Below are 13,674 nucleotides of genomic sequence, written 5' to 3' on the forward strand. Positions count from 1 at the left end.
CCAATCGAATCAATTGGGGACTCACAGATTCAGCACTGGCGCCATATGTCACGTGTTAACTCACCCGATTGCCCTGACGCCGTACGGCAGTATCATTGCGCATAGCGCGATGATACTGATGAGGTGCAGTGCCAATCAGGAGTGGGTGCCTCCGTGCCATTGGCACGTACCTGCGCAACACCCGCCGCAGTCGATGCGACGGGCCAAGACGAGGCCGCCTGGTCATTGAACCGATCGCGGACGCCGTCTTCTTGTGCTCGCAGATGATCATATTGAGGTAGCGTCTCGCTTGGGCCAGTTCTCGTAGAGTTCCTCCCGCCAATGGGCAACCCCCGGCAGCTCTGCGGTATGGGGAAGATGCGGACGACCATTGCAGTCCACGACTTACCGTAGCCATCCGGTGAGGTCTTCGCCTTCGCCGGAGGCGTACGACTTACCGAACACGCCTTTCGCTAAAACCCGGACGCCGATCCCCTATGCTGAGAACTCATAAGCCCACGCCGGTTCGCGCCGACAAAAGCAAGGAGGTGCCCATACCGGCATCCATGCGCACGCGCCAATCCATTTCCGACCTGAGTGAAGAGCGTCATTGCACCCCGGAAATGATGAGGCTTGCGACGCGGCTGATCCGGGAGGAAGCACTGGAGGGGGAAGCCGGGATGCGGTCAGGCGGGACTATTACGAACATGGCGCCGAACTCGCCAGGCTTATCGCAATGGTGTGCGAAGCAGGCGCCTGAAGACGGCCGAAGGTTTGTGTGGAATATTATTCGGCTCCCGCAGGTGGCGGCCCGATGAGCCATTTCGTCCCGAGATCCGCGAGCATCTGAGGACCGCACGGAGGAGTCCGAGGACTGGCGGTGGAACTGCTGGCGACGGTTTTTCGGTGCGCACATCGAGGATGCCTTCCGTGACGGTCACGGTCTGGACAATCGAAATCCGCGTCCCTCAAGACAAAGCCCGCCGCCGGCCGTCACCACGTTGCCCGGGCAGCGGCCTCGAACAATCGACACGGGCCGCATCGCCAGCCCCAGAACAAGCCGAGATGTTTGAGAGAACGACCACGAGGAACGCGGCCGCGATCGCAAAAGAGCAGCAGCGCGATCGTGATGTCGCGAAACCATCAAGTTGCGCGCCCCCTTGAATGGTGTCGCGACCAGAACCGTAGGGGAGGGCGGTCAGTCGTTAGGCGATGGCGCTCATGTAGTCGGAATGGATCTGCCCACAGGTCACGACCAAGGCGGCGCGCTACCTTGCAGATCGAAAGCGGGCCCCGCCCGAGGGCCTTAACGATGGCAAGGGGACAGGCCAATATGTGCATCTCGCGTACTGACGAACTCGGTGGAAGTTGGCTCGATAGGCCCGCCTCCAAACGCGAAGTCGACGCACAGTGCCGACCGCAACATGAGCCGTTATCGTACTTGTGCCCACCTTACACCGAGGCTGCGCGGCAGGCTGCGCGCTCTTGCCAACGAGCGGAGACGCTTCGGCTATATGCCGCTATTGATCTCCTTCGTCGGGAGGGTGAGAGCGAGCCGTCGAGGATAGACCGCATCTACCGCTATTCTCTCTGAGGGGGCCCGACAGTCGCAAGCGTAGCGCGGCGGCGAGCTCGCTGCCCAGCTAGCGCCGCGATCTGCTGGAGGTCCCCGACGAGCACTACGATAAGCGATCCTCGTTGATCACGAGTCAGGTCCCCGTGTCGCAGTGGCATGCCGTCGACCCTTGGCTCCGACCATGAAGTCAAAGAGGACACGCCGCGGTCTGGCCAGCGAAAAGAAAAAGAACGCTGAGCGCTTCACGCGATGGCCGCCCGCCAGCGCACCGGCCTCCCGCGCGCGTCGCTTCGTCGCCCGTGGCGGCGCTCCGCGCCGCGCACGGGCATCACAGTGATGGGACTTAGTGAAATCGGCGTCCGGGACTTACCGAAACACGCACCCAGCGGGCGTGTTAGAAAATGAAGGCCTGTAGACGCGCGTTTTTCCTAACTCGTCAGCTTCTCGAAAGCTAGTTGCGATAGCTTGTCGTTGGCGTCGGAGCTCGCAATCCAATTCGCCACTGAGACTTAGGAGCTTCTCTGCGCGGACTTGCGAGCAGCCTATATTTCCGAATGGAGAGCAGTATGGTTCGTTCTCAGTTCAGTCCTCGGCAGTTGAAACCGTTTGCGTCAGGCTTTGCGCCGCAGAATACCGGCATCTATCGCTTGCGTGGACATTTGCAACGCTACGGATCAAGACCGTGCGTGGCCTTGGCCACATCCTTGAATCGCCTGGTGCGGCATCCACATGATTAGTCATCTCTGAAGAAAGCCTGTCTTGAAAATAGTTCCAACTCGTCATGCTGAGACCAATCGGCGGCCGACCCTTATCGACGGCTCGAGAGCTACCGGTTGTCCTTGCTTGGGTCCTCTCCTCAGCGCGCTGATGCTGTTATCGCCGCTTTCCGCCGCGGCCCAAAACAACGGGGATGCAGGGACACCGCGTGCAGCTTCCAATAGCATCAATGCCACGCTGAACCTTTCCTCTTCGCTCGGCAAGACAGTTCGTCTGCCCGCGCCAGCCGCGACCATCTTTGTTGCCGACCCAACGATCGCGGACTATCAGGCACCGTCAAGCAAAACCATCTTCGTCTTTGGCAAGAAATCGGGACGGACCACCCTATTTGCCTTGAACGACAACGGTGAGGCTCTCGCCGAGTTGCAGATTGTCGTGACCCAACCGATCGGGGATCTGCGGGCGATGTTGAGGGATCAGGTCGGCGACTATCCGATCCGCGTCAAGTATACTCCACGCGGCGCAATTCTTAGCGGTACAGCGCCCGATGCTGAAACCGTAGACGCTGCGAAAACCGTCACCGAGCAATTCCTCGGTGACGGTGCGCAGGTCGTCAATAGAATCAAGGTTGCTGGGTCCCTGCAGGTCAATCTGAGTGTGCACGTAGCGGAGGTCTCCCGTGGCGCCATGAAGAAACTCGGTATCAACCTGTCCGCCCTCGGTCAAATCGGCAATTTCAAAGTGGGTTTGTTAAGCAGCGGCGGCAGAGGCAGAGGTGCCGGCTCGGGTGCAGCTAATGGTGGTGGTACAGCAGAAATCGGATACGACGATGGTAACATCAGCATCGGCGCGGTTCTCGACGTACTCGCCAAGGAGCACATTGCTTCCATCTTGGCTGAGCCGAATCTCACTGCGATGTCCGGCGAAACGGCCAGCTTCCTCGCCGGCGGCGAATTTCCCATCCCTGTGCCGCAGGAAAACGGGCAAGTCTCAATTGAATTCCGTCACTTCGGCGTCAGCCTGGAATTCTTACCCACCGTTCTCAACAACAACCAGATCAATATTCGCGTAAAGCCGGAAGTCAGTGAACTCACGTCACAAGGTGCCGTTCAAATCAACGGCATTTACGTGCCGGCAATTACCACCCGCCGCGCCGACACAGTCGTCGAACTCGCCAGCGGGCAGAGCTTTGCAATCGGTGGGCTCATCAGGCGAACCGTCAGCAATAACCTCAGTGCTTTTCCTGGGCTCGGCCAGGTGCCGATCCTTGGCGCCCTGTTTCGTTCGTCCTCATTTCAAAAGGAGGAATCGGAACTGGTTATTCTGGTTACACCTTACATCGTGAGACCAGGGTCGAGCCCCGACCAGATGAGCGCGCCCACGGACCAGATGGCGTCGCCTTCGGATGGGGGGAAGCCTGGATCGAATGTGCCAAGTCCGCCGCGAGGCCGGGCTACTGCCCACACCGGCGCGCCAAGTGCCAAGAGCAGTGTCGGCTTTGTCATCGAATAGCGGTGGCCGAATGACGTTGCGGATCAAAGTTCACCTGACCGCTCTAATGGCAAGCCTAAGTGGCTGCGTAAGCGCGCCGATCCATGGCGAGCCATCGACACCGGTGCATATCCGGCAGGAGACCACCGTCCTAATTTTAGAGAGCCTTCGCGCTTCCGAACGGCAGCACTTGCGTAATTTTCTTGAGAGGGCCAGCCGCGGTCGGCGCGATGCGCTTCATCTGTTGATCAGCGGGGCGCCTCGGCTCGGCGCAGAGGTAGTCCATCAGGCGAAGCAGATGGGCATCGACGCTTACAACATCGAGTTGTTGGACCAACACGGCCGCACAGCGCGAATAGAGGCGATTGTCTATCATGCCCGCCCTGCTGTCTGTCCGTCGTTTTCCAGTTCGTTGCCCAACGACGAATCCGTGGACCAGCCGCTTGGCTGTTCGACACGCCACAACCTCGCGGTCATGGTCAACGATCCGCGCGATTTGTTCGACAACAAAGCTGTCAAACCAAGCCATGGTGATCGTGCGGCCATACCAGTTGCCAAATACAGGACATTCACGGCAGAGAAAAGTGGAGAATAGAGTGGCCCAACTCTCAAGGCCTCGTTCCAGGAGACTGCCGATGATCGACGCGTCGCTCGCTGCCCCCGCGAACATCGGGCTCCCGGTCCGCGATGAGCGGCTATCGATTTGCCAACACGCTGGCCGTCGAGTTTCGTCCATTCGGCATGATCTGCCGGTTCGTAATCGACCAATGTCGAATCGGTCCTGGGACCAAGCTCCTGTGTGATTAAATTCTGTGCTCGGCCTGCGCATACAATCCTTGATGTAGTCGTGGCCTATGACGAGGTCGGGCCATCGTCGGCACCGCTGCCCGGCATGATATGTGCGTTTTCAGCCGGCTATCCGCAAGCTTTGGGCGAAAATCCTTTGTAGCCTAACCCACCAGCGCATTTCATCGATCGTGGGCAGTGATCTCAGGATGGACAGCAGGGCCCAATTGACCCCAGTCACATCACCTGCCCCTGATGTCCCAATTTCAGAATGCAGATCAGCGGGATGGCTGCGACGGATCTCAAGGTCGTCCAACTATTGACGGAGCACCGTCGCTATCGCGGCAAGGTGCTTTTTGCTCGCCGCACCCAACCTCTCATCGTCAAAACGACCCTGCATGAAGCGGTATCTGAAGAAACTGACCGCGAAGGAACGTGATGAAGCGCCGACAGCCCTCTATCTGACATTGGTTGATGGTGCCGCCAATGCCGGATGCTTCATGGCCGTCCTCAACGGTTAGCTGTGCGCGCAGGTCAGGTTTTCGTCAGTCGCGTGGGGTATGTTCAATGCCAGAGCGCACAATTGTCCAAAAATAACGATCCGCACCCCTGGCTGTGGCGAGTTACGTCTCGTCGGCGCTCTCCAAGGAGCTCCGCTCTGAAGCGTCGAAATAGTTCAGGCCGCGGCGGCACTGTGTGCCAAACGTTGTAATCGGCGCATCCTCAGAGACGGCTTATGACAGGAGTTAACCGGCTTGGAAATGTGCCCGGCGGACTAGATACCCACCGGTCCCGTGCTGAATCACATATTGGCGCTGGAGCCGATGGCTCGACGTTCAGTTCGGTCATGCAGGGTCTGCACTCTGAAAATCGAGATCCAGGAACGTCCTCCGCTCAAAAACCGCCTTTCGCCAGCGATGGCCGACGCCGTACGTCGCACGACCCCTCCGTTGATCCGCAGACGGCCAGCCTGGTGTCCGCTATTTGCCGCATCGCAATGCAACAAATTGGGAGAACGTTCATTGCGTTGCGGTGCCGAAGGCCACGGTGCCCGTCAGTCCAGCTCGTTACAATAAAGTGACTCGCGCAGGCAATCCGGCCTAGATCGCCCATCAAAAAGGCGGCTGGGTCGATGCGGAGCTTTTCGGCACGTTGACCCGTGCTCGCGCCCCACAGCAGACCGAAATCGTCCGACAACTGCGTCAACATTTCAAATCGCATGTCGATCCAGATGCTATGAAACCACTTATCGAAAGACACCAGGTGCCGTCCGACAGCTCGTAACCGCCCCGGCCTAGGCGGCGCGCGGCTTCGGTGAGCTCTGAACCGTGATGGATGTCGATGAGGCTGGTCTCCTGCCCGCTCGCAGTCGTCGCGCTGACCAACATTGCCATTACGAACGAGGCGAAACCTGCCGCCAACCGAATGCACTCCTGCAACTTCGACAAAATCTGCTCTTGGAGACCATATTATCGGATGCTTGGAGCACGGCGAATTGTCGGCTCTCGAAGCAAAAGCAAAGGGACCTTGCCTGGTTCCCGCTGATGACGTGCACTGCCTATCCCCCGGAGGTATTCTATCCGTCCATTTTGTAGGGAACTCGACAAAACTAACGTACTCGCTCACCGCGAGAAGTTAGGGAATTCAAGAAGAACCGACTGCTGGGCCTCTGGCATGGCGCTTGCGTTTACAGCTGTGACATTACACCAATAGAGGCGTTTGCTGTCCACAGGTATCCATCTCAGTTCAGGTGAAACGACAGTCCCATCCCCATAGACGAGAGTATCCATGACACGCGTCCTTGCAGCAGCAGCTTTCCTTCTCACGGCTTTCGCCTCAGCCCAAGCCTCTTCAAACGTTAATTCGCGTTCGAGCACCTGGAACAGTCAACCGGCGAGACACACAATGAACCGTTCGCCGTGCGGTCCTCGGTATGTGCTGTGCTTGAAACATCATATCCCTTGGTGCGAGCCGGATCCAGATGGTCTCGCGGCCGACCGCAATCATCTCCCAGGGTCGCCGCGGTCTCCCGGCAAGGTGCCGGGATGATCAGCGTGCCACGGCGGGCAGGTTTGTGAGGGATCATCGCTCATCCGGCTGATGGTTCGAGAGTATCCAAAAAGCTGGACTCACACATGCTCGATCAACACTGCCGGCGTTGCCAGATCATCTGGGCGCACAAAAGTTATGCTCACTTCACCGCCCGCGTGCGGCTTGGCGACCGAGCCCCCCGACCGGATACTCACGGCCGACCTGCTGAAGGACGACTTCAAGGTTGAGGCATCGGGTCGAACAGGACGATGACGGCATCTGCACTGTCCGGTTTGCCCGACCCCGCCACCATTTCTTTCCACCCAACACGGACCCAATCCATGACCCGAAACGCCATACTCGCATTCTCACTTTTGTTGTCCTCGGCCGCCTGCGCGGAAACCATCGAGATCAAGATGCTCAATCATGGCGAGCACGGCTCCATGGTCTTCGAACCCGACTATGTCCAGCTCAAACCGGGGGACGAGCTCCACTTCGTAGCCGCCAATAAGAGCCACAACGCCGCCTCGATCGAAGGCATGGCCCCGGAGGGCTATGCCGGGTTCAAAGGCAAGATCGACGAGGAGATTACAGCACGGTTCGACCAGCCTGGCTTCTACGGCATCAAGTGCTCCGCGCATTACGGCATGGGCATGGTGATGGTCGTCAAGGTCGGGGAGGCCACGGCGAGCGATGCCTTCCGCAACGTCGGTGCGCCGCCGCGGGCGAAGAAGCGCTTCGACGAAATCTTCGCGCGCGCCGGGATCGCTGGCTGATCCCATGCAGTCAGCCATGCCGGGATCGAACCGATACCTGAACATCCGCACTTGCTGGTCGGAAAGGCGGAGACTTGATCGCGCCTTCGCCTGATGAAATCCGGGATCAAGGTTCGGGCGCGACGGCTATGCTGCCTGATTGCCTGCCTGCATGATCTCGGCTGCCTCCAACATGAGGGCGAACGCAAATTCAAGCAGCTTTTCAATTCTTAGCCACACCTTGCTGCGTACCGGGCTGGTCGGCGAGGTTCAATCCGCGTAGCCGTTTCGGAGCGGCTGGATCACGCAGCCGCCATGACTTGTTCTAGGCCGATCCTGGCTTCCGGCAGCCCAAGATCGGCAAAATGCTGCAACAGCCCGTCAAGTCCACTCGTCAACTTCGTCTCTCGCATGAGCTTGTCCGATGAATCGACCACGCAAATGCTGCTCCGTTCAAGCTACCCACTAATTTCCACATGATAGTCTATGGTTGTCCCTTGGGGCTACACAATCGGTTCAACATCATCACTCTGAGGGACCGCCACCTTCTTAGCCATGAGAGAGTGCGGTCCACCACGGCATTTAGGATGCGTGCGCTTTCAATGTTGATGGATGCAGTGCTACGCACAACGATGTCAGACAGACGACATAACTGGGGTTCGCCCCTTTGAATTGAAAGCTTTCTTCCTTTGGCACGATTAATGCGTCAGATGATCCGAGAGCGTCACGGTTCACAAAGAGAGGCAGGCGCCATGCGCAAGATCCGCACGCAAGCGCGCTGCACCGTTCCTCAGGGAACGGGAGCCGCGGAGGCGCTGCCGGAGGGTTCAGGCGTTCTAAATCCGCTACTGGCGCCGGCCGATTTAGACAGGGCGGTGACAATCAACGATCGCTACGCCGGCTCACGATCGATGTCCGTGACGTGCGTTCTGGCTCCCCGGGCACCCCCTCCGGACTCATCCATAGTTCATACCTGTCACCACTACGGATGAGAAGCGCCCTGCCGTCGACCAGGTCCGCTTCGGGGCACTGAACAAGGCGACCCAGATGAGCCATAAGGATCGGTTCTACGTCATTAGGAAGAGCTCGCGCGAGCTGATCCATCTGTGAGACGAAGTATCTTTGTTGAATGGGTAGCAGGTTCTCGGCTCTCGACGTCACTACTGAAGGCGGCCAGTACCTGGCCCGCACCGAGGAATGCATGAACACGGGCGACAAACAGAACGCAAACCAAAAGCCGTCGCGAAAGCGGTTCAAGGCTTCTCAGGCGCTCCACGGCGACGCTGATCGTTTGGCCCAGTACTACCGTGAATGGGCCAGTTCCTACGAGCAGGACCTCGAGCGCGAACACTACCGCGGCCCCTCGGTCGTGGCGGAACTGGCGGGGGCCGTGCAAGGTGCCTATATCGGCCATGAGCGAGCTGCCGTGACAATTTTGGACGCTGGCTGCGGTACAGGCCTAGTTGGCGTCGAATTGGATTATCTTGGCTTTCGCTTAATCGACGGCTTTGATCTCTGCGAGACAATGGCCGAAATGGCGAGGCAAACCGGGATCTACCGCAATGTTCAAGGCGATGTTGACCTTAACAGACCGCTTAAGGGCTATCCCAGCGCGAGCTATGATATGATCGTGTGTTGCGGCGTCTTCACGCTCGGACATGTGCAACCGCATAGGCTGCGTGAGTTGGCCCGCGTCACGCGCCCGAACGGATTTGTGGTGGTGAGCGCTGACAAGGGCTATGTGAAGGCGGCGTCCTTTAAAGACGAGGTGCTGCGTCTACAGGAGGCCGGTGTCCTCACGCCGCAGCAATGTCTGAACAACGGCAGTTTTGTCGAGGAGGAGCATGCCCATTACTGGGCATTGCGAGTGCTCGAGAAGCCGACGGAGCCTGAAGGGAGGACAGTATAGGCGATGTTCAAAAGCCAGAATGTGCCGCCCGGAAGCGTTGAAAGGCACCTGTTGGAAGGAGAGCCATAGAGGTAGATGCCATAAGAATATTCGGCGCCGCGTACCAGGAGCGTTCGCCTTGGATTGAGTAGCCCGATGTATGCCGTTGAGTAGGCGACGAACGGTGTAGCGAGGTAGAACATCGCCCCGAAGTAGAAGCACACTAAGGGTAGCGTGAAGCTCTGAACGAACAGAAGAATCGAGAATGGCAATGTGTTGCGGAGGAAATAGATTGCGGCTCCGAATAGAACCGATAGGATTAGCAACCCGCCAGGAGCTTTGCCACCAACGATGAAGAAACCAGTGAAGGCTGCCTTTGCGGAAAGCGCGAGCATGCCAAAGACGGCTGCGTTTGTGAAAAGTATTGGTCGCTTGACGAAACCATCCATTCCCAAAGCTGCAATTGCGACTTAGCAATTCAGTTCGAAGGGAGCAGTCCAAAGTGATCCGGTCACACGGTTCGGGGGAGGTCGGTTCTCGAAGACGCCCGGGAGGTCAAAGTGCACCCAGCCCACTATATTGCCGAGGTAGCGCCAGAATTCCGGGTGGGAAAAATAATCCCTTAGGGAGAGCGGGGTTAAGAGCGTGCCCAAGAACAGGGCGGAAATGAGCACTTCAACGCAAAGGGCAGGAAAAATTCGGATGGCGCCGGGCAGGGGTGTGGGACCGGCTACTGGAAGCCGTTTCAAAGGCTTACGATGGGGATATCGTAACCGGGGCAAAACCGGTGGCGGACGCGGCGTTATGACTCGGGTGTATCGGGTTAGAGTGGGTGGCGGTTTGGCGGGCGGCGTGATTCCATCAGGCGATGGCGGAGCCACCAGATTCTCGAACGCTGACCCCTGCGGACCTGCTCGACATGATCCTGCAGTTGCGGGCAGAGGTCGCGGGGCTTCGCGCCGAGAATGCGGCTCTGAAGGATGAGATCCGGCGTCTGAAAGGTCTACCGCCGCGCCCGACGCTGAAGCCGAGCGGGATGGAGCAGTCGTCGAAGCGGAGCTTTCCTGCGGCAACGGGTCCGAAGCGGCGTGGCTCGAGCCGGGCGATCGTCACCGAAGAGCGCCGTCTTTGTTATGAGCCGCCACCGGGCTCGCGGTTTGTGGGGCGGACAAGCTTCGTGGTGCAGGATCTGACGATCGGGGTGCGGGTGGTCCGCTATCATCGGGACCGCTGGCGTTTGCCGGATGGCCGGATCGTCGTCGCTCCGCTGCCGGACGGGGTCGACGGGCACTTCGGTTTGGAGCTTCGGCGTCTGGTGCTGTCGCTTTATCACCAGGGTCAATCGACCGTGGAGCGGATCGTCGCGTTGCTGCGCGACTTCGGCGTGTCGATCTCCAAGCGCCAGGTCGTGCGGATCCTGACCAGCAAGATCGACGCCTTTGTCGCCGAAGCGAAGCAGGTTCTGACGGCCGGTTGGGTCAGCGTCGACGATATCGGGGCCCGCCATGGCGCGGTCAATGGCGTGTGTACGCAAATCGGCAATGACCGGTTCGCCGTGTTCACGACCACCAAGTCGAAGAGCCGGCTGAACTTCCTGCGGCTCCTGCACGGCGGGTCGGCCCGGTGGGTCCTGAACGCCGCCTCACGCGCCTACATGCTGGAGCGCGGGCTGCCGGTGATCACGACGGATCTTCTGCATGTCGGGCGCGAGCCGTCCGGATTCGAGGACGCGGCGTCATGGGACGCCCATCTACTCGCCCATGGCCTGGAGCCCAAGGATGGCCCTCTGGACCCGTTCCGCATCGCCAGTGAAGGTGCCGTCGAGGGCCTTTGCCTCGGCCAGACCGCCCCACAACGCGCCACGGATCGAACAATGCGTCGATCAACTCCTGGCCGAGATGGTGCAGCGCGACGGCAGTCCCGATCTGATGCGCGAGTTCGCCGATCCGCTGCCCACCAACGTGATCGCTGAACTGTTCGGTTTGCCGGACGAACAGCGCGAGGAGATCGTCGCGCTCACCTACAGTCTGGCCAACACCTCCGCCACAGCCGCAGAGGCGCGACAGACACGGCAGCGCATCCCGGAGTTCTTCCGTCGCCTGATCGCGCTCAAGCGGGGCCACCTCGGCGACGATCTGGCTTCGGCCCTGATCGTCGCGCGCGATAACGGCGAGCTCGTTTCCGACACCGAGCTCATCGACATGTTGTTCATGGTGCTCTCTGCCGGCTTCGTGACCACCACCGGTGTCATCGGCAATGGCGTGCTGGCATTGCCGACGCATCCGCAGCAACTGCACCTGGCGCGCAGCGGCAAAGTTCCGTGGTCACAGGCGATCGAGGAGATCCTGCGCTGGGGCAGCGCAGTGGCCAATCTGCCGTTCCGCTATGCCGCCCAGGACCTGGAGATCGACGGATGCATGGTCCGCCGCAGCGACGCCGTCCTGATGGCATTCCATGCGGCGAACCGGGACGAAAAGGCCTTCGGTCTCGGCGCCGACAGGTTCGATGTTACCCGACGGCACAACCCGCACCTGTCTTTCGGCGAGGGGCCGCGTTTGTGCATGGGCGCGGCGCTGGCGCGCCTGGAAATGCGCTGCGCCTTCCCCGCGCTGTTCGGGCGGCTGGAGGATCTGGCGCTGGCCATCGCCGCCGAGGCTACATGCCGTCTTACGTCATTCGGTGCCCGCAGCGCCTGCCGGTCACCTTTGCCCTTCCATCGCTTAGAGAGTGCGGCATTGACCACGCATTCGGTGATGTCGGGCCGCCGGGGTGGCTGGTCTCGCACGAGGGGACGAGCATGCCCGGTTATTCGCCCGAAGCGCGGGGCCGGTCGGAACGGATGTTCTCGACACTCCAGCAGCGACTGCCAAGGGATCTGGCGCTGGCCGGCATTCGCGACAGCGCGGGCGCCAATCGCTTCATCGCGGACGTCCACCCGCCCGCCCATAATGTCCGCTTCGCCAGGCCGCCCGAGATCGCCGACAGCGCCTTCGTCGCCGCCGACGCGGACCAGTTGGCTGAGATCCTGTGCGTCGAGGAGGAGCGCATCGTCGGTCGCGACAACACCACCGTCTTCGGCCCCCTGAGGCTGCAACTGCCGCCAAGCCCGATCCGACACCATTTCGTCAAGGCCAATGCCCCCGGAGGTATTCGATCCGTCCATTTTGTATGGAATTCGACAAAACTAACGGCTACCCGCTCACCGCGAGACGGGAGGGAATTCAATAAGAAGCGACCGCTGCGCCTCTGGCACGGCTCTTGCTCCTCCAGCTGTGACATCAAAAAGCCAACGGAGCCGTTTGAAATCGACAGGCAACAATCTCACTTCGTTTAAAACGAAGTCCCATCCCTCCTAGACGGAGAACATCCATGACACGCGCCCTGTAGCAGCAGCTTTCTCCTTCTCGCAGCCTTGGCCTCGGCGGAAGCCTTTCCAATCAGTGCGACATCGAGTACCTGGAACAGTCAACGTCGATCAACGATGATGTAGCGTGCCCGGCCATCGGTCGATGGGCTTGTCAAAGCGACACGAGGAATTGACCCTCCTCTTGCCTCACCGATCAATGTTACCGAGGGCTGCGGCGGCGACAGTGCTTATTTCACCTGCCATCGCGGCGGCAGGTGGTACGAGCAAGCTCGTGATCCAGCCCCCGTCGAGGAAACGTCCGGTAATGGAAGTCTTGATGAGCGCGTGATTGAAGCTTTCTGAGGAGCTGGAGCGCATGGCGGCTACACGGGTGGAGATCGATGCAGGTCACGCGATCTATTCGCCGATGGTGCTGCGCACATACGACTGGGTTGTATTGGGTTTCTCAAACCATCTTCTGTGGCGTTGCCCGACGCAGGAGTTGCGCAAGCTTTACGACCGCAACGTCACTGCCCGTCACCTCGACGTCGGGGTTGGCACCGGCTACTTCCTTGACAAAGCCAAATGGCCCGTTTCCAATCCCGCCATCACGCTTCTCGATCTCAATCCCCACTGCCTCGGACTTGCGGCCAAGCGCATCCGAAGGTACGCGCCGCAAACCGTTCAAGCCAACATCCTTGCGCCGCTTCCCCCCATTGAGGAATTCAAGTCGGCTGCGCTTTGCTATCTCTTCCATTGTCTCCCGGGGACAATCCCGGAAAAGGCTATCGCCTTTGATCATCTGCGCCCGCTGTTGGCGCCAGGCGCACGTGTGTTCGGGGCGACGATCCTGCAGGGCAGCGTTCCGCGTTCGCGGCCTGCCCGGGCGCTGATGAACCTTTACAACAGGAAGGGCATTTTCTCGAACGCCGCGGATACAGTAGAAGACCTTGAAACCGCACTCGGCGAGCGCTTTTCCAACGTGAAAGTCGAGTTTAGGGGAGTTGTGGCCCTCTTCGAAGCTACCGCCGATTGAGTAAAGTGGTTGCGGCCGCCGGCCCGGACTTTCGCCTGCAATGCTCGCTTCGGAAGCTTGAGTCGGACT

The 13,674-nt window shown here is 59.6% G+C and carries 8 protein-coding genes and 1 pseudogene; all 9 read left to right on the top strand.

All coding sequences use genetic code 11. The features are described from left to right. Positions 1-1,388 precede the first annotated feature (1,388 nt). Positions 1,389-1,561: pseudogene (locus ACWGTI_RS30385) on the top strand (IS3 family transposase); the annotation flags it as partial. A gap of 753 nt (positions 1,562-2,314) precedes the next feature. Beyond that, positions 2,315-3,784: a type II and III secretion system protein family protein gene (locus tag ACWGTI_RS30390; RefSeq protein ID WP_454578650.1), complete on the top strand. Its 1,470-nt coding sequence runs from the start codon at positions 2,315-2,317 to the stop codon at positions 3,782-3,784. 10 nt (positions 3,785-3,794) lie between these two features. Next, on the top strand, positions 3,795-4,358 hold the full coding sequence (locus ACWGTI_RS30395; RefSeq protein ID WP_454578649.1) for a CpaD family pilus assembly lipoprotein: 564 nt from the start codon (positions 3,795-3,797) through the stop codon (positions 4,356-4,358). 477 nt (positions 4,359-4,835) lie between these two features. Next, the gene (locus ACWGTI_RS30400) at positions 4,836-4,988 is read left to right on the top strand and encodes a hypothetical protein (RefSeq protein WP_454590424.1); all 153 of its coding nucleotides are present in this window, start codon (positions 4,836-4,838) and stop codon (positions 4,986-4,988) included. A 1,933-nt stretch (positions 4,989-6,921) separates the two neighbouring features. Next, the gene (locus tag ACWGTI_RS30405; protein ID WP_454578651.1) at positions 6,922-7,356 is read left to right on the top strand and encodes a pseudoazurin; all 435 of its coding nucleotides are present in this window, start codon (positions 6,922-6,924) and stop codon (positions 7,354-7,356) included. Positions 7,357-8,536: 1,180 nt separating this feature from the next. Next, a complete protein-coding gene (locus ACWGTI_RS30410) occupies positions 8,537-9,244 on the top strand; it encodes a class I SAM-dependent DNA methyltransferase (RefSeq protein WP_454590425.1) in 708 nt (235 codons plus the stop codon). A gap of 898 nt (positions 9,245-10,142) precedes the next feature. Next, entirely contained in the window at positions 10,143-11,195 is a 1,053-nt protein-coding gene (locus ACWGTI_RS30415) for a hypothetical protein (RefSeq protein WP_454590426.1), read from the top strand. Next, positions 11,122-12,309 (top strand): cytochrome P450, encoded by a 1,188-nt coding sequence (locus ACWGTI_RS30420; RefSeq protein WP_454590427.1) that lies wholly within the window; start codon positions 11,122-11,124, stop codon positions 12,307-12,309. Before ACWGTI_RS30415 ends, ACWGTI_RS30420 begins: the two co-directional genes overlap by 74 nt. Before the next feature lie 609 nt (positions 12,310-12,918). After that, complete coding sequence (locus tag ACWGTI_RS30425; protein WP_454578643.1) at positions 12,919-13,605, top strand: class I SAM-dependent methyltransferase; 687 nt, start codon at positions 12,919-12,921, stop codon at positions 13,603-13,605. Positions 13,606-13,674 lie beyond the last annotated feature (69 nt).

Source organism: Mesorhizobium sp. ArgA1, from assembly GCF_053714375.1.

Excerpts from the sequence above, each read along its gene's own strand:
- ACWGTI_RS30415 (WP_454590426.1), top strand. The coding sequence starts at position 10,143 with ATGATCCTGCAGTTGCGGGCAGAGGTCGCGGGGCTTCGCGCCGAGAAT.
- ACWGTI_RS30420 (WP_454590427.1), top strand. The coding sequence starts at position 11,122 with ATGGTGCAGCGCGACGGCAGTCCCGATCTGATGCGCGAGTTCGCCGAT.
- ACWGTI_RS30405 (WP_454578651.1), top strand. The coding sequence starts at position 6,922 with ATGACCCGAAACGCCATACTCGCATTCTCACTTTTGTTGTCCTCGGCC.
- ACWGTI_RS30410 (WP_454590425.1), top strand. The coding sequence starts at position 8,537 with ATGAACACGGGCGACAAACAGAACGCAAACCAAAAGCCGTCGCGAAAG.
- ACWGTI_RS30395 (WP_454578649.1), top strand. The coding sequence starts at position 3,795 with ATGACGTTGCGGATCAAAGTTCACCTGACCGCTCTAATGGCAAGCCTA.
- ACWGTI_RS30400 (WP_454590424.1), top strand. The coding sequence starts at position 4,836 with ATGGCTGCGACGGATCTCAAGGTCGTCCAACTATTGACGGAGCACCGT.